The sequence below is a fragment of the Streptomyces sp. NPDC051051 genome (assembly GCF_040682975.1).
Taxonomy (GTDB): Bacteria; Actinomycetota; Actinomycetes; order Streptomycetales; family Streptomycetaceae; genus Streptomyces.
The window spans coordinates 13,729-36,324 of record NZ_JBFBCB010000034.1; the positions used below are offsets into that span (position 1 = coordinate 13,729).

At 75.0% G+C, this 22,596-nt stretch carries 18 protein-coding genes and 1 riboswitch; of the genes, 3 read left to right on the forward strand and 15 right to left on the reverse strand.

Annotated elements, in window-relative coordinates; genetic code table 11:
- Positions 1 to 6 precede the first annotated feature (6 nt).
- Positions 7 to 1,104, forward strand: a complete 1,098-nt coding sequence (locus AB0N31_RS24205) for an amidohydrolase family protein (protein WP_366060492.1) — start codon at positions 7 to 9, stop codon at positions 1,102 to 1,104.
- Between the two features lie 122 nt (positions 1,105 to 1,226).
- On the forward strand, positions 1,227 to 2,138 hold the full coding sequence (locus tag AB0N31_RS24210; RefSeq protein ID WP_366060493.1) for an SCO1860 family LAETG-anchored protein: 912 nt from the start codon (positions 1,227 to 1,229) through the stop codon (positions 2,136 to 2,138).
- 127 nt (positions 2,139 to 2,265) lie between these two features.
- Here the strand turns inward: AB0N31_RS24210 and cobC are convergent, their stop codons facing one another.
- Genes cobC through cobM form a run of 6 tightly spaced genes read right to left on the reverse strand, consistent with a single transcriptional unit; the run spans position 2,266 to position 8,628 of the window.
- Positions 2,266 to 3,324: an Rv2231c family pyridoxal phosphate-dependent protein CobC gene (gene cobC, locus AB0N31_RS24215; protein ID WP_366060494.1), complete on the reverse strand. Its 1,059-nt coding sequence runs from the start codon at positions 3,322 to 3,324 to the stop codon at positions 2,266 to 2,268.
- Complete coding sequence (locus AB0N31_RS24220) at positions 3,314 to 4,240, reverse strand: sirohydrochlorin chelatase (protein ID WP_366060495.1); 927 nt, start codon at positions 4,238 to 4,240, stop codon at positions 3,314 to 3,316. The genes cobC and AB0N31_RS24220 overlap by 11 nt, the downstream gene beginning before the upstream one ends.
- A complete protein-coding gene (locus AB0N31_RS24225) occupies positions 4,237 to 4,827 on the reverse strand; it encodes a precorrin-8X methylmutase (RefSeq protein WP_366060496.1) in 591 nt (196 codons plus the stop codon). Before AB0N31_RS24225 ends, AB0N31_RS24220 begins: the two co-directional genes overlap by 4 nt.
- The gene (gene cobJ, locus AB0N31_RS24230) at positions 4,824 to 6,506 is read right to left on the reverse strand and encodes a precorrin-3B C(17)-methyltransferase (RefSeq protein WP_366060497.1); all 1,683 of its coding nucleotides are present in this window, start codon (positions 6,504 to 6,506) and stop codon (positions 4,824 to 4,826) included. The genes AB0N31_RS24225 and cobJ overlap by 4 nt, the downstream gene beginning before the upstream one ends.
- Positions 6,503 to 7,813, reverse strand: a complete 1,311-nt coding sequence (gene cbiE, locus AB0N31_RS24235; protein ID WP_366060498.1) for a precorrin-6y C5,15-methyltransferase (decarboxylating) subunit CbiE — start codon at positions 7,811 to 7,813, stop codon at positions 6,503 to 6,505. Before cbiE ends, cobJ begins: the two co-directional genes overlap by 4 nt.
- Positions 7,810 to 8,628, reverse strand: coding sequence for a precorrin-4 C(11)-methyltransferase (gene cobM, locus AB0N31_RS24240; protein WP_366060499.1), 819 nt, complete (start codon positions 8,626 to 8,628; stop codon positions 7,810 to 7,812). Before cobM ends, cbiE begins: the two co-directional genes overlap by 4 nt.
- A gap of 95 nt (positions 8,629 to 8,723) precedes the next feature.
- On the opposite strand from cobM, the gene AB0N31_RS24245 reads away from it, so the two are divergent.
- Positions 8,724 to 9,452: a ZIP family metal transporter gene (locus AB0N31_RS24245; protein ID WP_366060500.1), complete on the forward strand. Its 729-nt coding sequence runs from the start codon at positions 8,724 to 8,726 to the stop codon at positions 9,450 to 9,452.
- A gap of 179 nt (positions 9,453 to 9,631) precedes the next feature.
- Here the strand turns inward: AB0N31_RS24245 and cobI are convergent, their stop codons facing one another.
- The 9 genes from cobI to AB0N31_RS24290 all read right to left on the reverse strand — a co-directional run bounded on the left by cobI (position 9,632) and on the right by AB0N31_RS24290 (position 22,442).
- A complete protein-coding gene (gene cobI / locus AB0N31_RS24250; RefSeq protein ID WP_366060501.1) occupies positions 9,632 to 10,381 on the reverse strand; it encodes a precorrin-2 C(20)-methyltransferase in 750 nt (249 codons plus the stop codon).
- Positions 10,378 to 11,778, reverse strand: coding sequence for a cobyrinate a,c-diamide synthase (locus tag AB0N31_RS24255; protein WP_366060502.1), 1,401 nt, complete (start codon positions 11,776 to 11,778; stop codon positions 10,378 to 10,380). Before AB0N31_RS24255 ends, cobI begins: the two co-directional genes overlap by 4 nt.
- The gene (cobO, locus tag AB0N31_RS24260; protein ID WP_366060503.1) at positions 11,772 to 12,371 is read right to left on the reverse strand and encodes a cob(I)yrinic acid a,c-diamide adenosyltransferase; all 600 of its coding nucleotides are present in this window, start codon (positions 12,369 to 12,371) and stop codon (positions 11,772 to 11,774) included. Before cobO ends, AB0N31_RS24255 begins: the two co-directional genes overlap by 7 nt.
- On the reverse strand, positions 12,371 to 14,383 hold the full coding sequence (locus AB0N31_RS24265) for a putative cobaltochelatase (protein WP_366060504.1): 2,013 nt from the start codon (positions 14,381 to 14,383) through the stop codon (positions 12,371 to 12,373). The genes cobO and AB0N31_RS24265 overlap by 1 nt, the downstream gene beginning before the upstream one ends.
- The gene (gene cobN, locus AB0N31_RS24270) at positions 14,380 to 18,036 is read right to left on the reverse strand and encodes a cobaltochelatase subunit CobN (protein WP_366060505.1); all 3,657 of its coding nucleotides are present in this window, start codon (positions 18,034 to 18,036) and stop codon (positions 14,380 to 14,382) included. Before cobN ends, AB0N31_RS24265 begins: the two co-directional genes overlap by 4 nt.
- A complete protein-coding gene (locus tag AB0N31_RS24275; RefSeq protein WP_366060506.1) occupies positions 18,033 to 19,589 on the reverse strand; it encodes a cobyric acid synthase in 1,557 nt (518 codons plus the stop codon). Before AB0N31_RS24275 ends, cobN begins: the two co-directional genes overlap by 4 nt.
- Positions 19,586 to 20,554 (reverse strand): cobalamin biosynthesis protein, encoded by a 969-nt coding sequence (locus AB0N31_RS24280; RefSeq protein WP_366060507.1) that lies wholly within the window; start codon positions 20,552 to 20,554, stop codon positions 19,586 to 19,588. The genes AB0N31_RS24275 and AB0N31_RS24280 overlap by 4 nt, the downstream gene beginning before the upstream one ends.
- Before the next feature lie 100 nt (positions 20,555 to 20,654).
- A riboswitch (cobalamin riboswitch) is annotated at positions 20,655 to 20,787 on the reverse strand.
- A 151-nt stretch (positions 20,788 to 20,938) separates the two neighbouring features.
- Entirely contained in the window at positions 20,939 to 21,160 is a 222-nt protein-coding gene (locus tag AB0N31_RS24285; RefSeq protein WP_366060508.1) for a hypothetical protein, read from the reverse strand.
- Positions 21,161 to 21,194: 34 nt separating this feature from the next.
- Positions 21,195 to 22,442, reverse strand: coding sequence for an inorganic phosphate transporter (locus tag AB0N31_RS24290; RefSeq protein ID WP_366060509.1), 1,248 nt, complete (start codon positions 22,440 to 22,442; stop codon positions 21,195 to 21,197).
- Positions 22,443 to 22,596 lie beyond the last annotated feature (154 nt).

Here is a 22,596-nt window from a genome sequence, read left to right on the forward strand (position 1 = left end):
CCGTGCATGAGCGACGACACGGTGCTGCACGTGAAGGGCAGGGTCCTCGCCGGACCGGACGAGGACCAGGTCCGCGACGAACTGTGGGTGATCGACGGGAGGGTCTCCTACGACCGTCCCGCCGGCGCCCGTGACATCCGCACGGTGGCCGGCTGGGCCCTGCCCGGCCTGGTCGACGCCCACTGCCACGTCGGCCTCGGCGCCCACGGGCCGGTCGACGCCGACGCCGCCGAGAAGCAGGCGCTCACCGACCGCGACGCCGGGACCCTGCTGATCCGCGACGCCGGCTCCCCCTCCGACACCCGCTGGGTCGACGACCGCGAGGACCTCCCGAAGATCATCAGGGCGGGCCGGCACATCGCCAGGACCCACCGCTACATCCGCGGCTACGCCCACGAGATCGAGCCGGCCGACCTCGTCGCGTACGTGGGCCGGGAGGCCCGGCGCGGCGACGGCTGGGTGAAACTGGTCGGCGACTGGATCGACCGCGGGACGGGCGACCTGGCGCCGTGCTGGCCACGGGACGCCGTGGCGGCGGCGATCGGTGAGGCGCACCGCCTGGGCGCCAGGGTGACGGCGCACTGCTTCGCCGAGTCGTCCCTGCGCGATCTGGTCGAAGCGGGCATCGACTGCATCGAACACGCCACGGGCCTCACCGACGACCTCGTCCCCCTGTTCGCCTCCCGCGGCGTCGCGATCGTCCCGACCCTGGTGAACATCGCGACGTTCCCGCGGCTCGCGGCCGGCGGCGAGACCAAGTACCCCACCTGGTCCGCCCACATGCGCCGCCTCCACGCCCGCCGCTACGACACCGTCCGCAACGCCTACGACGCCGGCATCCCGGTCTTCGTCGGCACCGACGCGGGCGGCTCCCTGCCGCACGGCCTGGTCGCCGCCGAGGTGGCGGAACTGGTGAAGGCGGGCATCCCCCCGGTGGCGGCCCTGGCCGCGGCGACCTGGTCCGCCCGCAGCTGGCTCGGCCGCCCCGCGCTGACCGAGGGCGCCCCGGCCGACCTGGTCGTCTACGCACAGGACCCGCGCACGGACGTACGGGTGCTCGGAACACCGGCACGGGTGGTGCTGAACGGGCGGATCGTGGGCTGAACCGATCGAAGACGTGTACGGGTGTGCCACGTTGGGGTGAAACCGTGCCGGGGCCCTGTCGAACGGGCGGCGGTGCGACATCCTTTCGAGGTCCCAAGCTTTCTCTCTGGGGGTCCCACACCTTGAACGGCTACCACTTCCGCATGCCCGCACGCCGTTGCGCCACCGTGCTGGCCGCCACCGCCCTCGCCGCCGGTCCGGCGGCGCTGGCCGGCGCGCCCGCCGTCCACGCGACCGAGGAGGGGAGCGCGAGCGCCGTGGTGCTGCGCACCGGCCTCGACGTGGCCCTGCTCGACAAGACCGTCGACGTGCCCCTCACCGTCTCCCTCAACGAGGTGCGGGCGCCGCAGAGCGCCCGGAAGACCGCGCTGACGGCCGAACTCGACGGCGTCGACGGCGGCCGTCCCTTCAGCGTGCTGCGCGCGGACGTGGCCGAGGCGGAGGCGACGGTCGACAAGGGCAGGGCCGAGGCCTCCACCCGGCTCGCCCACGCCAGGCTGCACGTTCCCGGGCTGCCGCTGCTCTCCCTCGTCGAGATCGAGGCCGTCTCCTCCCGGGCCGTCTGCGAGGCCGGGAAGACGCCGGTCGCCACCTCCCGCCCGGTCGGCGCGGTGACCGTCCTCGGCAAGCGGGTGACGGTGTCGGCGGGTGGGCCCACCGACGTGAAGGTGCCGGGGGTGGGAGAGGTCCGGCTGGACCTCGCGCGGCACGAGACGACGTCGCGCACCGCCGCCGCGACGGCGCTGCGACTCACCGTCTCCATCGACCCGTTGAACCTCAACGTCGCCGAGGTGACGGGCACGGTGACGCTGGCCGAGGCCACCTGCGAGGTGCCCGCGGCGCCGCGCGGGGAGGCTCCGCCGGGTGCCGAGCCGGCCGAGCCGGTCGGGGACGTCAAGGTGCAGGGCGCTCCCGCGGAGGCCGGGCTCGCCGAGACGGGCGGCAGCTCGATGACGCCGTACCTCGCGGGCGGCGCGGTCGCCCTGCTGGCGGCGGGCGGGGGAGCGGTGGCCCTGGCGCGGCGCCGCCGCTGAGGACCGGAGGCCGCCCCCGCCGCCGTCCGCCCCACCGAGTCGGGTGGGCACAGGCCGGGGGTCCGGGGGGGCGGAGCCCCCGGGTTCGGGTCGGGAAGGGGCGGCGGGGGCGGAACACCCCCCGGCGTCACCCCGCCGCCCCCAGCACCGTCCCCACCGCCTGCAGGAACCCGTCCACCGTCCCGCGGTCCCGCACCGCGACCCGCAGCCAGTCCTCACCCAGCCCGGGAAACGTGTCCCCGCGCCGCACGGCGTACCCGAGGGCACGCAGCTCCCGCCGCACCGCCGCCGCCGCGGGCACCCGCACCAGCACGAACGGCCCCTCCGCGGGCCCCGCCACCCGCACGCCGGCCCCCGCGAACCGCGCCAGCCCGGCCACGAGATGCGCCCGGTCGGCAGCCACCCGGTCCGCCGCCCGCGCCGCCTCGGACAGCGCCCGCGGCGACACGCAGGCCTGAGCCGCCGCCAGCGCGGGCGTGGACACCGGCCACAGCGGCTGGGCCCGCTCCAGTTCGCCGATGGTGTCCGGCGCGGCGAGGACGTATCCGATGCGCAGCCCCGCCAGCCCCCACGTCTTCGTCAGGCTGCGCAGCACCACCAGACCGGGCACGTCCGTCCGCCCGGCCAGGGCCTCGCGCTCGCCCGGCACCGCGTCCATGAACGCCTCGTCGACGACCAGCGTCCGCCCGGGCCGGGCGAGCCCGGCGACCGCGGCGGCGGGATGCAGTACCGACGTCGGGTTCGTCGGGTTGCCGATCACCACCAGATCGGCGTCCTCGGGGACGGCCGCCGGATCGAGCCGGAAGCCGTCCTCCTCCCGCAGCAGCACCCGGTCGACGCTGTGCCCCGCGTCCCGCAGCGCGGCCTCCGGCTCGGTGAACTGGGGGTGCACCACGACCGGCCGACGGACCTTCAGGGCGCGGGCCAGCAGCACGAACGCCTCCGCCGCACCCGCCGTCAGCAGCACCCGCTCGACCGGCAGCCCGTGCCGCGCCGCCACCGCCGCCCGCGCGGCCCGGCCGTCGGGGTAGGCCGCGAGCCCGGTCAGGGACGCGGCGACGTGCTCGCGCAGCCACGCCGGGGGCGTGTCCGCGCGGACGTTGACGGCGAGGTCGACCAGCGCCGAGCCGTCGTCGCGCACCTCCGCGTCCCCGTGGTGCCGCAGGTCGTGCCCGTCAGTGTGCATGGGAATGCGCGTGCCCTCCGTGATGGTGGTGACCGTGGTCGTGGCCCTCGTCGTCGGGGTGGAAGTGCGGCTGCTGCGGCTGCCCCACCTTGTCCTCGAAGCCGGGCAGCGCGATCCGGTACACGCACGAGTCGCAGTTCATCCGCAGATCACCCTTGACGGCCTCCGCGTACCGTTCCATCACCAGGTCCAGCAGCTCCGGCTCGGGCCCGATGACGTCCGCCGACCGCACCTCGACCTCCGGGTGCCCGGCCGCCCACTCCTCGGTCTGGTGCCGCACCCGGTCCGGCAGGATCCCGGTGAACAGGAAGTAGGGCAGGACGACGATCCGCCGCGCGCCGAGCCTGAGGCACCGGTCGAGCCCGCTCGGCACGTCCGGCGCCGCCAGCGACACGAACGCGGTCTCCACACCGGCGTACCCGCGGCCCTCCCACAGCAGGCGGGCCGCCTTGTGCACCTCGGCGTTGGCGTCCGGGTCGGTCGAGCCGCGCCCGACGAGCAGGACGGTCACGTCGGCCGGCTCCTCGGGCGTGCGCGCGCCGCCCAGCGCCTCGTCCAGCCGCCGCCCCAGCACGTTCAGCAGCGCCGGGTGCGGGCCCAGCGGACGGCCGTACGTGTAGGAGATCCCCGGGTGCCGCTCCTTCTCCCGGGCCAGCGCCGCCGGGATGTCCCCCTTGGCGTGACCGGCGGACACCAGCATCAGCGGGACGGCCGCGAACCGCCGTACGCCGCGCTCCACCAGGTCCGTCACCGCCTCGCCCAGCGGCGGCGGGGACAGCTCGATGAAGCCGCCCGCGACGGGCAGTTCGGGGTGGCGGCGGCCCAGCTCCCGGACGAAGTCACGGAACGCCTCGGCTCCGGCCTCGTCCCGGGTGCCATGGCCGGCGATGAGCAGGGCGGGCGGCGGCGTGGTCACGGTTTCTCCTCGGAGTGCGAAAGGGGGGTGTACAGCAGGGCGTTGAGCGCGGCGGCGGCGACCGCCGAGCCGCCCTTCTCGGACACGTTGCTCACGGCGGGCAGGCCGCTCTCGCGCAACGCGGCCTTGGACTCGGCCGCGCCGACGAAACCGACGGGCAGGCCGACGACGAGTGCGGGGGAGGCGTCGAGGGTGAGCAGCTCCTCCAGGGCGGTCGGCGCACAGCCGATCACCCACAGGGCGCCGGGCCCGACCTGCTCGTACGCCAGCCGGACCGCGTGCGCCGAACGCGTCAGCCCGGGACCGGCCACGGCGTCCCGGAGCCGGCAGACGGTCTCCCGCCGGGTGATGCCGGCGGCCACCATCTCCACGTCCACGACCACCGGCGCCCCGGCGTGCAGCGCGGCGTGCGCCTTCTCCAGGTCGCCCTCGTCCATGACGAGGTCGCTCGCGTACTCCAGGTCGGCGGCGGAGTGGATCACCCGCTCCACCACCGCCCGGGTCAGCGGCGGGAAGTGCGAGGTGTCCAGGCGGGCGCGCAGCCGCCGGAAGGACTCCTGCTCGATCGGGTGGACCACACGGTTCACTTGGGCTCCTCCTGCCAGCGGTAGCCGCGCGGCGTCACCATGCGGCCGGCGATGTCCCGGGTCGCCGTGTTGCCCACCGTCACGACCGTCATCATGTCCACCGTCGCCGGGTCGAGCAGCGCGAGCGTCGTCACCCGCGCGGTGCCGTCCGGGCGTGAGGCGTTGCGCACGACGCCCACCGGGGTCGTCGGCTCCCGGTGCTCCGCGAGGATCGCGAGCGCCTTCGGCAGCTGCCAGTCCCGGCCCCGGCTGCGCGGGTTGTAGAACGTCACCACGAGGTCCGCCTCGGCCGCCGCCCGCACCCGCCGCTCGATGACCTCCCACGGCGTGTGCAGGTCGGACAGGCTGATCGACACGTGGTCGTGGCCCAGCGGCGCGCCCAGGAGCGCGGCGGCGGCCAGCGCGGCGGTCACACCCGGCACGCCGACCACGTCGATGTCGTCGGACGCCTCGGCGAGCGCGGGGGAGGCCATGGCGTACACGCCGGCGTCCCCGCTGCCGATCAGCGCGACGGCGTGCCCGCGCCGGGCCTCGGCGACGGCCGTGCGGGCCCGCTCCTCCTCCGCGCCGAGCCCGGACTCCAGGACCCGGGTGCCGGGCCGCAGCAGGTCACGGATCTGGTCGACGTACTGGTCGAGGCCGACGAGCACCGAGGCGCGCCGCAGTTCGGCCCTCGCGCGCGGGGTGAGCAGGTCGCGGGCGCCGGGCCCGAGCCCGACCACCGCCAGCCGGCCGCGTCCGGGCCGCCGTACGACGGCACAGGTCGCCGTCGCGGGGACACCGGCCGACTTGCGCTTGGGCACGAGGAGTTCGCCGCCGCCGGCCAGGGCGGCCGCCTCGGCGACGGACGGGGTGCCCACGGCGGCGAGGGGCGCCTCGGAGGGGTTCGGCACCGGCACCGCCGCCAGCTCCCCGGCCGGGTACGTCACCACCGGCACGCCGAGCCGCTCGGCCGCCCCCACGATGCCCGGCTCCTCGCGCTTGGCGTCCACGGTGGCCAGCTCGGCGAGGCTGCGCGCGGACAGACCCGCGTCCCGCAGGGCCGACTCGATCACGTCGAGTACTTCACCCACCGGAGCGCCCTTGGACGCACCGACCCCCACCACCAGCGACGGCGGACGCAGCAGCACCTCGCGCCCGGCGGGTTCGACGGCCCGGTCCGTGAGGCGCACGGTCCAGGCGCCCCGCTCGGCGAACGGCACCGGCGGCAGCGGCCACGCCACCTCCGCGCGCAGCGCGACCGGCTCCCCGTCCAGCAGGGCCCGCGTCACGCCCGCGACATCGCCCTCCACGGGCATGCCGAGGGTGTCGAGACCGGGGATGCCGACGGCGTCCGTCGCCGTGGTCACCACGGGCACCGCACCCAGCGACTCGCCCACCTCGCGGGCCAGGTCGTTGGCGCCGCCCGCGTGCCCGCCGACCAGCGGCACCGCGAACCGGCCCGCCTCGTCGACGCACACCACACCCGGGTCGGACGCCTTGTCGGACAGCAGGGGCGCGACGAGCCGTACCACCGCGCCCGTCGCCAGGAAGCACACGAGCTGCTCGCACTCCGCGAACGCCCGCCGGACGGCGTCCCCGACGGGCCCGTCGTACACGCGCGTGCGGTCCGGCCACGCCGCGGCCAGCCGGTCGCGCGCCGCCGCCCCCGCCGCGGTGGCGGAAATGAGGCCGATCACTGGGCAACTCCTTCTTCGGGGACCTCCGCGGGGACTTCCGCAGAGTCTTCTTCAGGGGTTTCTTCAGGGGTTTCTTCAAGGACGGGGGGCCTGGACCCCCACAGCAGGAAGACGGGATTGGTCGCCGCCAGCCGGGTCACGTCCCCCGGCAGCGGGGCCAGCCGCGAGGACTGCAGCAGGACGCCGTCGACGGCGAACCCGGCGTCCGTGAGCGCGGCCCGCGCCGCGGGCACCCGGTCCAGCGCGGCCATCGCGACGACCACGGTCCGCCGGGCCCGGCGCGCGCACGCCCCGACGACGGCGGGCAGCTCCCGCCCGCCGCCGCCGACGAACACCGCGTCCGGATCGTCGAGTCCGTCCAGGGCCTGCGGCGCGCTGCCGTGCACCACGTGCACGTCGACGCCGTGCGCGGCCGCGTTGGCCCGGATCCGTCCGACGCCGTCCCCGGACTTCTCCACCGCGCTGACCGCGGCGCCCAGCCGCGCGCACTCCACGGCCACCGACCCCGAACCGGAACCCACGTCCCAGACCAGGTCGCCGGGGCGCGGCCCGAGCCGGGCCAGTGCCAGCGCCCGCACCTCGAACTTGGTGATCATCGAGTCGCGGTGCGCGAAGTCGCCCTCGTCCAGCGCCCACCCGGCGGGCCGGCGCACCGGCCCCGCCAGCGTCCGCACGGGGCCGGCCGCCCGCGCCTCGTCCAGGCACAGCACGACACTCACCGCCGTCCCCCAGTCGCGCGCCGCCGCCTGCGCGGGCGTGACCCGCTCCACGAGCTCGCGGGCCGGGTCGCCCAGCGCCGAGGCGACGACGAGCACCCGGCCGGGAGCGGTCCGGGCCAGCGCGGCGCCCAGCTCGGCGGGACCGGCACCGGGCCCGGTCAGCACGGCCACCTTCGGATGTGCCCGGCACACCTGGACCGCCGTCCGCGGATCCCGCCCGTGCGCACTGACGACGACGGCGTCCTCCCAGGTCAGACCGAGCCGCGCGAACGCGGTGGCGACCGAGGACACCCCCGGCACGACCTCCAGCCGGTCCGCGCCGAACCGCTCGGCGAGCGCCCGCACGATCCCGAAGAACCCCGGGTCCCCGGACGCCAGCACCACCACCTGCCGCTCCTCGGCGACGTACCTCTCGATGCCGTCGAGAGCGGGCGCCAGCGGCCCCAGCACGATCCGCTCGGCGCCCTCCGGCAGCTCCGCGGCGTCCAGGTGGCGGCGTCCGCCGACGACGAGGTCCGCGCCCGCCGTCACCGCCTCGGGGACGGGTGCCCCGGTCCCCGTGCCGACGACGGTGATCGGACGGCTCACGTACGGGCACCCCGTTCGCGCAGGGCCCTGCGGGCCTCGGGGTCGGCCTTGCGGTGGCCGTGGAAGTGACCGGGGTGGTAGAGGTGCGAGCGGGTGCCGTGCGCGGCGAGCGCCGGGCCGACCAGGAACAGCGTGTGCTTCCACAGCTTGTGCTCCTTGACCGTCTCCTCCAGAGTGCCGATCGTGCACCGCACGACCAGCTCCTCCGGCCAGGTGGCCTGATGGGCGACGACGACGGGCGTCGAGGTCGGGTAGCCGCCTTCCAGCAGCTCCCGCACCAGCTGTCCGCTGCGCGCGGCCGACAGGAAGACCGCCATGGTCGTGCCGTGCCGGGCGAATTCCCGCACCTCCTCGCCGGGCGGCATGGGCGTCTTGCCGCCGCCGAGCCGGGTGAGGATCACCGACTGCGCCACCTCGGGGATCGTCAGCTCGCGCCGGGCCAGCGCGGCGACGGCGGAGAAGGAGGACACCCCGGGCACGATCTCGGTGGCGATGCCGATCTCGTCGCAGCGGTCGACCTGTTCCTGGGTGCCGCCCCACAGGGCGGGGTCGCCGGAGTGGATCCGGGCGACCTCGAGGCCGTCCCGGTGCGCCCGTTCGTAGACGGCGACGACGTCCTCCAGGGACATGGTCGCCGAGTCGAGGATCTCCGCGTCCTCGCGCGCGTGCTCAAGCACCTCCGCCTGGACCAGGCTCGCGGCCCAGATCACGACGTCGGCCTCGGCGATGGCGCGGGCGGCACGGAAGGTCAGCAGGTCGGCGGCGCCGGGACCGGCGCCGACGAAGGTCACCTTGCCGGTGGGGGCGTCGGCCATGGGTTCGGGTCCTCTCATCACGGGGTGGAGTGCGGGGCGGGAAACGGGTGGTGGCGAAGGTGCGTGGCCGGGGCCCGATCGGATACGAAGGGCACATGGCGGTGTTCGTCGCGCTCGGCGCGTTCCTGATGACGTTGGCCGGCGGCTGGACCGCACAGCGCGTGACCGACCGCCGCCACCTGGTGCTGGGCCTGGCCGGGGGCCTCATGCTCGGCGTGGTCGGCCTGGACCTGCTGCCGGAGGCCCTGGAGGCGGCCGGCACGGAGGTCTTCGGGGTGCCCGCCGCGCTGCTGCTGTTCGTGGCGGGCTTCCTGCTGGCCCATCTGGTGGAACGTCTGCTGGCCCACCGGCAGGCTGCGCACGGCGCCGGCGAGCACGACGGCCGCAGCCCCCAGGTGGGCCTCACGGCGGCCGCGGCGATGGTCGGTCACAGCGCCATGGACGGCGTCGCGATCGGCGCGGCCTTCCAGGTCGGCGGGGGCATGGGCGCGTCCGTCGCGCTGGCCGTCATCGCCCACGACTTCGCGGACGGCTTCAACACGTACACCATCACGAGCCTGTACGGGAACGCCCGCCGCAGAGCCCTCGCCATGCTGGTCGCGGACGCCGCGGCACCGGTCGTCGGCGCCGCCTGCACCACGTTCGTCACCATCCCCGAGCCGCTGCTCGGCGGCTACCTGGGCTTCTTCGCCGGCGGACTGCTCTACCTGGCGGCGGCCGAGATCCTGCCCGAGGCCCACCACGAACACCCCGCCCGCTCGACGGTGCTGTGCACGATCGCGGGCGCGGCCTTCATCTGGCTGGTGGTGGGCCTGGCGCAGTGAACCGGCCGCCGTCCGGCAGCGGGCGTCGGCCACGGAGCCGGTGGCCGGGCGGCGGGGGATCCCGGCGCGGGCCGGCCGGTGGTGGGGCCCGGCGGGGGCCGGCTCCCGGCGAGGCCGGACCGCCGGGCCGGTCACCGGGTTCCGGCGGGACCCGGCGGCCGCCTCCGGGGCGGGGCGTCTCACAGCTTGCCGCCCCGTCCGCCGTCGCGTCGCGCGGGCGCGATGAGCGTCGAGAGGTAGGGGAGGGGCTCCCCGGCCAGCTCGGCGGCGGGCCGGATGGACTCCTCGGCCAGCCCGAGCGCCGATCCCCACACCGCGTCCTCGAGCCGCCCGGTCTCGCGCAGCGCCTCCGCGACCTCGGCGGCCTGCCGGCCGAACTTGTAGGCGACGACGGTGCCGGGTCCGGCCAGGGCGTCCTTGAGCACGGCCGACCCCGCCGTCACGGGCACCAGCGTCAACGGCTCGGTCCCCTCGGTCAGTACGGCCCCCGACCGCGCCGCGAGGTCCTGCATGGCGGTGATCCCGGGCACCGTCTCCACGACCGTGCCCGGCACCGACTCCCCGACGGTATGGGCGAGATACGTGAACGTCGAGTACACGTTCGGGTCGCCGATGGTGGCGAAGGCGACGGTGTCGTACTGCGTGAGCAGCTGAGCCACCCGCTCCCCGGCGGCGTCCCAGGCGGCCTCCCGCCGGTCCCGGTCGGTCCGCTCGTTCAGCGCGAACGCCACCCGGACGACCTTCTCCGCGGGGACGTAGTGGAGCACGGTGGCCTCGGCGCGCCCCCGCTCCCCGCCCGCCGTTCCGTCGGGCGCGGCCATCACGGGGACGACGACCACGTCGGCGGCCCGCAGAGCGTTGACGCCCTTCACGGTCACCAGCTCCGGATCCCCGGGACCGACCCCGACTCCGATCAGCCTGCTGCTCATGACGTCCGGCACCTCTCCACGAACCGACGGGCCGCACCGGGCGACGACGCCCAGTGCGTGTGCAGGTAACTCGCGTGCACACCGCGCTCCACAAAACCTTCGACCCGCTTCACGGGAGCGAGGACCCCCCACGCGGGAGCCGCCCCGGCGCCCGGCTCGACGACGGTCCGGTGGAACTCGTGCCCCCGCATCCGCGTCCCCGCCCCGGCGAGCACGCTGTCGCCCACGGCGACGGCGTCCCGGTAGCCGAGGGTGAGCCGCTCGGTCATCCGGGCCGTGGCGTCGAGCACCCCGCACATGGGCCGCCCGTCCAGCTCCCGGCACAGATACAGCAGTCCGGCGCACTCGGCGGCGACCGGCGCCCCGCTCTCCGCGAGCGCGGCGACCTCCTTGCGGAGCCCCTCGTTCGCGGACAACTCGGCGGCGTACACCTCGGGGAACCCGCCCCCCACCACCAACCCGGCCGTCCCCGGAGGAAGGTGCCCGTCCCGCAGCGGGTCGAAGGTCACGACGTCGGCCCCGGCGGCGGTGAGCAGCTCGGTGTGCTCGGCGTAGGAGAAGGTGAACGCGGCCCCACCGGCGACGGCGATCGTGGGCGCCGGTCCCTCGGCCGGCCGGGCCGGGCGGTCATGACCGGGCCCGGCCGTGACCCCGGCCACGGCCCCGGGCGCGTCCCAGGCCGCACCCGGCAGCGGCCCCGCACCACGCGCCAGCGCGGCCAGCGCCTCCAGATCGCACCCGGCCGAGACCTGCGCCGCCATGGCGGCCACCGCTTCCACCGCCTGCGCCCCGCGCTCGGCCACCGGCACCAGCCCCAGGTGCCGCGACGGCGTCTCCACCGTCGCGGCCCGCCGCAGCGCACCCAGCACCGGCACCCCCACCGACTCGAGCGCCTCCCGCAGCAACGCCTCGTGCCGGTCGGAGGCGACCTTGTTCAGGATCACGCCCCCGATCCGCACCTGCGGGTCCCACGACACGAACCCGTGCACCAGCGCCGCCACCGACCGCGACTGCGACGACGCGTCCACGACCAGCACCACCGGCGCCCGCAGCAGCTTCGCCACCTGCGCCGTGGACGCCAGTTCACCCTGCCCCGCGGCCCCGTCGTACAGCCCCATCACGCCCTCGACGACGGCGATGTCACACCCGCGCGCCCCGTGCAGGAACAGCGGAGCCACCAGCTCCGGCCCGCACAGGTACGCGTCGAGGTTCCGCCCCACCCGCCCGGTGGCGAGCGCGTGGTACCCGGGATCGATGTAGTCCGGTCCCACCTTGTGCGGGGACACGGCGAGCCCCCGCGCGGCGAACGCGGCCATCAGCCCCGTGGCGACGGTGGTCTTGCCGCTGCCCGACGAGGGCGCGGCGACGACCAGCCGTGGGACGGAGGACGTCACCACTCGATGCCCCTCTGCCCCTTCTGCCCCACGTCCATGGGGTGCTTGACCTTGGACATGTCGGTCACCAGGTCCGCGAACTCCACCAGCTTCTCCGGCGCGTTGCGCCCGGTGATCACCACGTGCTGGTTCCCCGGCCGCTCCCGCAGCACGGACACCACCTCGTCGGTGTCGATCCACCCCCAGTGCAGGGGGTAGGCGAACTCGTCGAGCACGTACAGCCGGTACGTCTGCGCGGCGAGGTCCCGCTTGACCTGCTCCCAGCCCTCGCGGGCCTTCTCCTCGTTGTCCATCTGCGAGTCCCGCTGCACCCAGGACCAGCCCTCGCCCATCTTGTGCCAGGCGACCGACCCGCCCTGCCCGGAGTCCCCGAGCACCCGCAGCGCGTTCTCCTCGCCGACCTTCCACTTCGCCGACTTGACGAACTGGAACACCCCGATGGGCCACCCCTGGTTCCAGGCCCGCAGCGCGAGCCCGAACGCGGCCGTCGACTTGCCCTTGCCGACCCCGGTGTGCACGACGACCAGCGGCCGGTTACGCCGCTGACGGGTCGTCAGTCCGTCGTCCGGTACGACACTCGGCTGTCCCTGCGGCATTACGCGGCCCTCCTCGAAGTCCCCTGCACGTCCCTGACCAACCCGGCGATCGAGTCCGCCCGCAACTCGTCGAGCGTGACGGCACTGCCGCCCAGCTCGGCCGCGAGGCGCCCGGCGAGCCCCAGCCGCACGGGCCCCGACTCGCAGTCCACGACCACGGACGCGACGCCCTCGGCCGCGAACAGCCGGGCCGCCCGACCGGCGAGGGCGACGGGCTCGGGCCCGCCGGTCGCCCGCCCGTCCGTCACCACGACGACCAGCGGCCGCCGGGCGGAGTCCCGCAGCCGCTCCACCCGCAGCACGTCGTGCGCCCTGAGCAGCCCGGCCGCCAGCGGCGTCCGCCCCCCGGTCGGCAACGACTCCAGCCGCACCGCCGCCGCGTCCACGGACGAGGTCGGCGGCAGCGCCACGTCGGCGGCCGACCCCCGGAACGTCACCAGCCCCACCTTGTCCCGCCGCTGGTAGGCGTCCAGCAGCAGCGACAGCACGGCACCCTTCACCGCGCCCATCCGCTGCCGGGCCGCCATGGACCCGGACGCGTCGACGACGAACAGGACGAGATTGCCCTCGCGCCCCTCCCGCGTCGCCTGCCGCAGATCGTCACGGCGCACGACGAGACCGCGCCCCGAGCGCCCGCGCGCCCGCTGGTGCGGCGCCGCCGCCTGCACGGTCGCCGCCAGATGCAGCTTGGACAGCGTCCCCCGGGGCCGCCGGGCCCCGGTGGTCCGCCCGTGCTCGGTCCGCGCCCGCGACCGCCGCCCGGCGGCGCCCTCCCCGATCCCGGGCACGCTCAGCGCCTTGGTCCGGAAGGGCTCGGCGGCACGCGCCGGCTGCTGCTCACCGGCGCCGGCCCCCGAGGTCTGCGGCTCACCGCCCTCCCCGGCCTCGGGACGCGCCCCGGTGTCACCGCCCTCGGGCCCCTCCGACGGCGGCTGCCCGCCGCCCCCGCCGGGCCCGTCCGGACCGGGGTCCGGGTCGGGGTCGGGGTTCTCGTCGTCGGAGCCGCCGAACTCCTCCAGCGTCTCGTCGAGCTTGTCCTCGTCGAGCCCGGGCGCGTCGAAGGGGTTGCGGCGCCGCCGGTGCGGCAGCGCGAGCAGCGCGGCCTGCCGGACGTCCTCCGCGAGCACCTCGGTCCGCCCGGCCCAGGCCGCCAGCGCCGTGGCCGTCCGCGCCATCACGATGTCGGCCCGCATGCCGTCCACCTCGAACGCGGCACAGGTCGCCGCGATCTGCCGCAGCGCCCCGTCGCCCAGCCGCACCGACGGCAGCAGCTTGCGCGCCGCCACGATCCGCGCCCGTACGGCGGTCTCCTCGTCGGCCCACCGGGCGGCGAAGCCGGCCGGGTCGTCGTCGTGGGCGAGCCGCCGCCGGACGACCTCCACGCGCTGGTCGGGCTCCCGGGAGGCGGCGACCTCCACGGTCAGCCCGAACCGGTCGAGCAGCTGCGGCCGCAGCTCGCCCTCCTCCGGGTTCATGGTGCCGACCAGCAGGAACTTCGACGCGTGCCGCACGGACACACCCTCGCGCTCCACGTACGACGCGCCCATCGCCGCCGCGTCCAGCAGCAGGTCGACCAGGTGGTCGTGGAGGAGGTTGACCTCGTCGACGTACAGGATCCCGCGGTGCGCGTCGGCGAGCAGGCCGGGCTCGAAGGCCTTCACGCCCTCCGAGAGCGCCCGCTCGATGTCGAGCGCGCCCACCAGGCGGTCCTCGGAGGCGCCGACGGGCAGCTCGACCATCCGCGCGGGCCGTTCGGCCCCGGCCCCCGGCTCGTGCGGCCCGTCCGGGCACGCGGGGTCGGGACGGGCGGGATCGCAGGAGAAGCGGCATCCGGGAACCACGGAGACCGCCGGCAGCAGCACCGAGAGGGCGCGCACCGCCGTCGACTTGGCGGTGCCCTTCTCGCCGCGCACCAGCACCCCGCCGACCGCCGGCGACACGGCGTTCAGCAGCAGCGCGAGCCGCAGGTCGTCCTGGCCGACGACGGCCGTGAACGGGAACGGGGTACTCACTGGTCGTCGCCCTCCAAGTCGCCTTCCAGCTCCAGGTAGGTCGCCCGGAGCCGCTCGATCGTGTCCGCGTCCGGCTCGGCCCACAGCCCGCGTTCGGCTGCCTCCAGCAGCCGCTCGGTGATGCCGCGCAGCGCCCACGGGTTGGACTTCTTCATGAAGTCCCGGTTCTCCGCGTCGAAGACGTACTCGGCGCTGAGCTTCTCGTACATCCAGTCGTCGACCACGCCCGCCGTGGCGTCGTAGCCGAAGAGGTAGTCGACGGTCGCCGCCATCTCGAAGGCGCCCTTGTAGCCGTGCCGCCGCATCGCGGCCATCCAGCGCGGGTTGACCACCCGGGCGCGGAACACCCGGTGGGTCTCCTCGCCCAGCGTCCGCGTCTTCACCTGGTCGGGGGTGGCCGAGTCGCCGACGTACGCCTCGGGGGAGGCGCCCGTCAGATGGCGCACCATGGCGACCATGCCGCCGTGGTACTGGAAGTAGTCGTCGGCGTCGACGAGGTCGTGCTCGCGGGTGTCCACGTTCTTCGCGGCGACGGCGATCCGCCGGAACGCCGTCTCCATGTCCCCGCGCGCCGCCCGCCCGTCGAGTCCGCGCCCGTAGGCGTAGCCGCCCCACACCGCGTACACCTCGGCGAGGTCGGCGTCCGAGCGCCAGTTGCGGGCGTCGATCAGCGGCAGCAGCCCGGCGCCGTACGCGCCCGGCTTGGAGCCGAAGACCCGGGCCGTCGCCCGGCGCCGGTCGCCGTGCTCGGCGGTGTCCTCGTCGGCGTGCGCCTTCACGTAGTTGACGTCGGCCGGCTCGTCCAGCTCGGCCACCGCCCGCACCGCGTCGTCGATCAGCCCCACCACGTGCGGGAACGCGTCGCGGAAGAACCCGGAGATGCGGACCGTGACGTCGATGCGGGGCCGGCCCAGTTCCGCCGCCGGCACGATCTCGAAGCCGGTCACCCGGCGCGAGGCGTCGTCCCACACCGGGCGGCAGCCCAGCAGCGCGAGGATCTCGGCGATGTCGTCGCCCTGGGTGCGCATGGCCGAGGTGCCCCACACCGTCAGGCCCACCGACTTCGGGTACGCGCCGGTGTCCTGGAGGTACCGCTGCACGAGCGAGTCGGCGAGGGACTGGCCCACCTCCCAACTCAGGCGGGACGGGATGGCCTTGGGGTCGACCGAGTAGAAGTTGCGGCCGGTCGGCAGGACGTTGACCAGCCCGCGCGTCGGCGAGCCGGACGGACCGGCCGGGACGTAACCGCCGTCCAGGGCCCGGAGGATGTGCCCGATCTCGTCGGTGGTCCGCTCCAGCCGGGGCACGACCTCCGTACAGGCGAACTCCACCACCGCGACGGCGTCCGGGAGTTCGGTGCCCAGGACCTCCCGGACGAGCGCACGGCTCTCACCGGCCGCCCACCCCCGCGCCTCCATGCCCTCCGCGATCCGCCGGCACAGCTGTTCCAGCAGGTCGATCGCGTCGGCGGCGCTGCGCGACGGGCCCGGCACCAGGTCCGTCAGCTCCACCGGGACCTTGACCGGCGCCCCCGGCTCGGCGAGCAGCTCCTTCTCGGCCAGCCCGAAGTGCTCCGCCAGGCAGGCCCGCAGCCCCGGCAGCGCGTTCGCCCGCCCGCCCCACACCTGCGAGGCCCGCAGCACGGCCAGCACCAGGTTCACGCGCGGCTCGCCCACCGGCCCGCCGCCGAGGACGTGCAGGCCGTCGCGGATCTGCACGTCCTTGATCTCGCACAGATAGCCGTCGATGTGCATGACGAACTCGTCGAACGCCTCGTCGTCCGGCTGGTCGTCGACGTGCAGGTCGTGGTGCAGCTCGGCCGCCTTCACCAGCGTCCAGATCTGCGCCCGCACGGCCGGCGCCTTCGCCGGGTCCAGGTCGGAGACGAGCGCGTACTCGTCGAGGAGCTGCTCCAGCTTCGCCAGGTCGCCGTAGGTGTCGGCGCGCGCCATCGGCGGCACCAGGTGGTCGACGACGGTGGCGTGCCCGCGCCGCTTGGCCTGCGTGCCCTCGCCGGGATCGTTGACGATGAACGGGTAGATCAGCGGGAGCTCGCCGAGCACGGCGTCGGGGGCGCAGCCCCCGCTGAGGCCCAGCCCCTTGCCCGGCAGCCACTCCATCGTGCCGTGCTTGCCCATGTGGACGATCGCGTCGGCGCCGAAACTGTTCTCCAGCCAGCGGTACGCCGCCATGTAGTGGTGCGACGGCGGCATGTCGGGGTCGTGGTAGATCGCGATCGGGTTCTCGCCGAAGCCGCGCGGCGGCTGGATCATCACGACGACGTTCCCGAACCGCAGGGACGCCAGCACGATGTCGTCGCCGTCGACGTACAGGCCGCCCGGCGGCTCGCCCCACGCGTCGAGCATGCCCTGCCGGAGGTCCGGGTCGAGCTTGTCGAACCAGGCCCGGTAGTCGGCCAGCGGCACCCGCGCGGGCGCGGCGGCGAGCTGCTCCTCGGTCAGCCACTCGACGTCGTGGCCACCGGCCTCGATCAGCCGGTGGATCAGCTCGTCGCCGTTGTCCGGGTACGCGGTGAGCGAGTAGCCGGCGTCCCGGAGGGCGTCCAGCACCCGGACGGCGGAGGCGGGCGTGTCGAGGCCGACCGCGTTGCCGACCCGCGAGTGCTTGGTGGGGTAGGCGGTGAAGACGAGCGCGAGCTTCTTGTCGGCGTTCGCCTTGTGCTTCAGCCGGGCGTGCCGCACGGCGATCCCGGCGACGCGCGCGGCCCGCTCGGGGTCGGCGACGTACACCGGGACGTCGTCCGGGCCCTGCTCCTTGAAGGAGAAGGGGACCGTGATCAGCCGCCCGTCGAACTCGGGGATCGCCACCTGCATCGCCGCGTCCATGGGGGACAGGGCGGCGTCGGAGGCGTCCCAGGCGGCCCTCGAGGAGGTGAGGCAGAGGCCCTGCAGCACCGGCACGTCGAGGTCCGCGAGGGCCCCGATGTCCCAGGCCTCCTCGTCGCCGCCGGCCGAGGCCTGCGAGGCGTGCGTGCCGCCCGCCGCGAGGACGGTCGCGACCAGGGCGTCCGCCGTCCCGAGGATCTCGTACAGACCGGGGTCGGCGTCGCGCAGCGAACCGCAGTACACCGGGAGGGCGTTGGAGCCCGTCGCCTCGATCGCGTCGCACAGCGTGTCCACGAAGGCGGTGTTGCCGCTCAGCTCGTGGGCGCGGTAGAAGAGCACGCCGACGGTCGGCCGGCCCTCCCGGCGCACCCGGTCGCCGTGGACGCCGTACGCGGGCATCGGCCGCGGCTCCTCGAACCCCTCGCCCGTCAGCAGGACGGTGTCGGAGAGGAACCGCGCCAGTTCGGTGAGGTTGGCGGGCCCGCCCTCGACGAGGTACCGCAGCGCCTCCGCCACCACGCCGGCCGGCACGGACGACTCGGCCATCAGCTCCGCGTCCGGCACGGCCTCCCCGCCCAGCAGGACGGTGGGGATGCCGGACGCCTTCAGCGCGGCGAGCCCGTCCTCCCAGGCCCGCTTCCCGCCGAGCAGCCGTACGACGGCGACGTCCGAGCCCTCGACCAGGCCGGGGAGGTCCTCCGCGACGTCCACGCGGGTCGGATTGCCGATCCGGTAGGAGGCACCGGCGGCGGCCCGGGCCGCCAGCAGATCGGTGTCGGCGGTCGACAACAACAACACTGTGCTCATGCGGGCGCTCCCGGTGGAATGAAAGGCAGTCCTTGCGGCGCGCCCGACTCGATGAGCCGCCACAGCGCGTCCGTGTCCGCGTGCTGTTCGATCAGGTCGCCGAGCCGGTCGAGCTGCTCCTCGCGCAGCGCGGCGAAGGAGGTGTCGGCGGCCGGCACGAAACGGCGGCCCGCGGCGGCCGCCACCTCCCGCAGGAACGCCCGGCGGAAACCGTCCGACTCCAGTGAGCCGTGCCAGTGGGTGCCCCAGGTCTGCCCGACCCGGCAGCCGTCCAGGAAGGCTTGGCCTCCGGTGACGTCGGCGACCCCGTGATGGATCTCGTACCCCTCGACCCGCTCGCCGAGGGCTTCCCCCACCGGCCGGGTCAGGGTCTTCTCGCGGGCGAACCGCACCCGCACGGGCAGTACCCCGAGCCCGTCGACATGGCCCCGCCGGCTCTCGACCTCGTCCTCGATGTGCGCGCCGAGGATCTGGAAACCGCCGCAGACGCCCAGCACGGGCCGCCCCTCGGCGACCCTGCGCAGGACGGCGTCCGCCAGCCCGCGCTCCCGCAGCCACTCCAGCGCCCGGACCGTCCCCCGGGTCCCCGGGAGCACCACGAGGTCGGCGTCGGCCAGTTCCTCCGGCCGGTCCACGAACCGCACGACGACGCCCGGTTCGGCGGCCAGCGCGTCCACGTCGGTGAAGTTGGACATCAGCGGGACCGCGCAGACGGCGACCCGCAGCACGTCCTCACCGACGGGCGCGGAGACGGCCGACTCCCGGACGGCGCCCCGCAGGGAGACCGCCATCCCGTCCTCCTCGTCGATCCCGAGCCCGTGCCGGAACGGCAGCACCCCGTACGTCCGCCGCCCGGTCAGCCCGCGCAGCATGTCCAGGCCCGGCTCCAGCAGCGAGACGTCACCGCGGAACTTGTTGACGAGGAACCCGGCGACCAGTTCCTGGTCCTGCGGCGAGAGCAGTGCGACGGTCCCGAAGAAGGAGGCGAAGACGCCGCCGCGGTCGATGTCGCCGACGACGAGCACGGGGAGCCGCGCGTTGCGGGCGATCCCCATGTTCACGATGTCGGTCCGCCGCAGGTTGATCTCGGCGGGACTGCCCGCCCCCTCACAGATCACCGCGTCATACGTGCCCCGCAACTCGGCGAGACAGTCGAGAACGGTCCCGAGGAGTTCCTCCTGCCGTCCGCCGCGCAGCCTGTTCCCGGGGGACGACCCCCCGGCTTCCCCGGTCCCCCCGAAGAACCCGCGCGCGCTCATCTCGCCGACCGGCCTGCCGAGCAGCACGACCTGACTGCTCCGCTCGCCGCCCGGCTTGAGCAGCACCGGATTCATCAGCGCCGTCGGCTCGATGCGGCAGGCCTGCGCCTGCATGGCCTGCGCGCGCCCGATCTCGGCGCCCTCGCGGGTCACGAACGAGTTGAGGGACATGTTCTGCGCCTTGAAGGGCGCCACCTTGACCCCCTGCCGCACCAGCCACCGGCAGATCCCGGCGGTGACGACGCTCTTGCCGGCGTCCGAGGTGGTGCCGGCGACGAGGAGACCCCCGCTCATGACGTACGCCCCTTCGCTCTCGCCGCGAGGACACCCGCGGAGACGACGCGCGCGGCGACGGTGACGCCGAGCGCGAGCAGGCCGACGCGGCGGGAGAGCCGCGCGGCGCGTTCGATGTCGTGGGCCATGACGGGCCGCCCCCGCTCCCCGTTCAGCACGGGCCGGTGTTCCACGCGCCCGGCGTACGACAGCGTCCCGCCCAGCCGCACCCCGAGGGCACCGGCGAACGACGCCTCCACGGGACCGGCGTTGGGACTGGGATGCCTGCGCGCGTCGGCCCGCCAGGCCCGCACCGCCCCGCGCGGATCGTCACCGGCGACGGCGGCCAGGACGGCGGTCAGCCGTGCCCCCGGCCATCCGGCGACGTCGTCCAGCCGGGCCGACGCCCACCCGAAGCGGAGGTGGCGCGGCGAGCGGTGGCCGACCATGGCGTCCAGGGTGTTGACGGCCCGGAACCCGAGCAGTCCCGGCACACCGCCGACGGCCCCCCACACCAGGGCGCCCACGACCGCGTCGGAGGTGTTCTCGGCGACGGACTCGACGACCGCGCGGGCGATGCCGTCGGCGTCCAGGGCCTGCGGGTCCCGTCCGCACAGGTGCGGCAGCCGCGCCCGCGCGCCCTCGACGTCCCCCGCTTCCAGGGCCCGCCCGACGGTCCGGGCCTCCCGTACCAGTGAGGTCCCGCCGACGACGGCCCACACGGCGGCACCGGTCAACGCGACGGAGGCGGCGGGGGAGCGGCGTACGGCACGTGCGGCGAGGGCCCCGAGGGCCACGGCGCCACCGGCGCACACGGCGGTGTGCAGCGCGCCCCACCCGCGGTGGTCCCGCCACAGCACCCGTTCCACGCCGGCCGCGGCCCGCCCGAACACGGCGACCGGATGCCCCCGGCGCGGATCGCCGAGGAGCAGGTCCCCCAGGAGGCCGGCGGCGGCACCGTACGCGTAGCGGCGATCGGCACCCATCGGCTCAGCCGGCCGACGGGCCGGGCAACGACCTGGTGCTGTACCTCGAACGGCAGCCGAGCATGGCGATATGTCCTCACTCAGGGTGTCCACGCCCTGGTTCGACGAGACCGGCGACGAGAGTTCCTGGCTCCCGGGGGTGTCTACCCCGGTGACAGTGGCGGGACCGCGCCGGATTCACACCGGCTTCCTCTTCTGTCGCCGTACATGGCCCCGGCAGTCCACCACGGGCCCGGAACGGCCGTCAACTCGCTGTTGACCTGCGACGGGACAGTGTGCAGAACCCCACACACCACCGGTCACCGCCGGTCACGGCCGTCACGCACGCGTGGGGCGCGGGACGGTGGTCCGTCCCGCGCCCCACGCGCGTGTGCGTGCCGTCCGTCAGGCGACGATCAGCGAGATCCCGTAGGCCACCGCACCGGCGCACGCCGCGAAGCAGGCGTACGCGCCGGTGACGGCCAGGGTGGCGGAGCCGCCCTGGGCCGCGGCCCGCTCGCGGCGGGAGAGGCCCATGATGCCGAGGGTGAAGAGGGCCACGAGGGCCACGGTGACGACGAGACTGACGCCGAAGACGGAGCCGAGAGCCGCCCAGTCGATCTTCATGCTGCTTCTTCCTTCGTACCGGTGGGGGCGGGACTCAGACGGTGGTGACGGTGGGAGCGGCCGGGGGAGCCGGTTCCGCCGCCGGGGCGGGGATGGTGGCCGTGAGGTCCTCGGCGACCGTGCCCGCCGGAGGCGGGGTCACGGCGGCGATCGCGGTGGTGACCACGCCGGCCGGCTCCTCGTCCGCGTCGACGACGTTCGTGTGGTCGATGACCTCGCGCCGCGAGATCTTCCAGATCGCCGCGCTGGAGGCGATGAGGAACGCCGCGACGAGCGCCGTGCCCCAGTCGCCGAGGCCGGTCACGTACTCGGCGAGGGCGCCGACCAGGGCCGCGGCCGGCAGCGTCAGGCCCCAGGCCACGAACATCCGGGTGGCGGTCGACCAGCGGACGACGCCGCCCTTGCGACCGAGGCCCGCACCCATCACCGAGCCGGACACCGAGTGCGTGGTGGAGAGCGAGAAGCCGAGGTGGGAGGAGGCCAGGATGACGGTGGCCGCGCTGGTCTGGGCGGCGAAGCCCTGCTGCGGCTGGAGGTCGGTCAGGCCCTTGCCCATGGTGCGGATGATGCGCCAGCCGCCGAGGTAGGTGCCGAGCGCGATCGCCAGGCCCGCGGACAGGATGACCCACAGCGGCGGGTCGGAGTCGGGGGCGACGGCGCCGCCGGCGACCAGGGCGAGGGTGATGATGCCCATCGTCTTCTGCGCGTCGTTGGTGCCGTGGGCGAGCGAGACCAGGCCGGCGGAGGCGATCTGGCCGGTTCGGTAGCCCTTGGCGGCGGCCTTGCCGTCGGCCTTCTTGCCCAGCGAGTACGACAGCCGGGTCGCGAGCATCGCCGCGACGCCCGCGACGATCGGCGCGGCGATGGCCGGGATCAGGACCTTGGTGACGAGCACGTCGCCGTGGACCGCGCCGGCGCCGGCCGAGGCGATGGTGGCGCCGATCAGACCGCCCATCAGGGCGTGCGAGGAACTGGACGGCAGTCCGACCAGCCAGGTCAGCAGGTTCCAGAGGATCGCGCCGACCAGGGCGGCGAAGATGACCTCGGGACGGATGCCGGTCTCGTCGACGAGACCCTTGGAGATCGTGTTGGCGACCTCCACGGAGAGGAAGGCGCCTACAAGGTTCAGAACGGCGGACATGGCCACCGCGACCTTGGGCTTGAGGGCACCGGTCGAGATGGTGGTGGCCATCGCGTTGGCGGTGTCGTGGAAACCGTTCGTGAAATCGAACGCGAGTGCGGTCATTACCACAATCGCGAGGATCAGCGAGAAGCTTTCCATTTACCCAGGCAATCGTTCGAGGTCATTGGCTGGATGAACGTAGGTAACCTGAGTGAACGGAAGGTGAACTGGGGCGGGCTTCATGATGTCCACAATCGGCGGGACTCGTTCCGCTCCGCCGTGACACCCCGGACGCCGCACGGGCCCGGGTCCC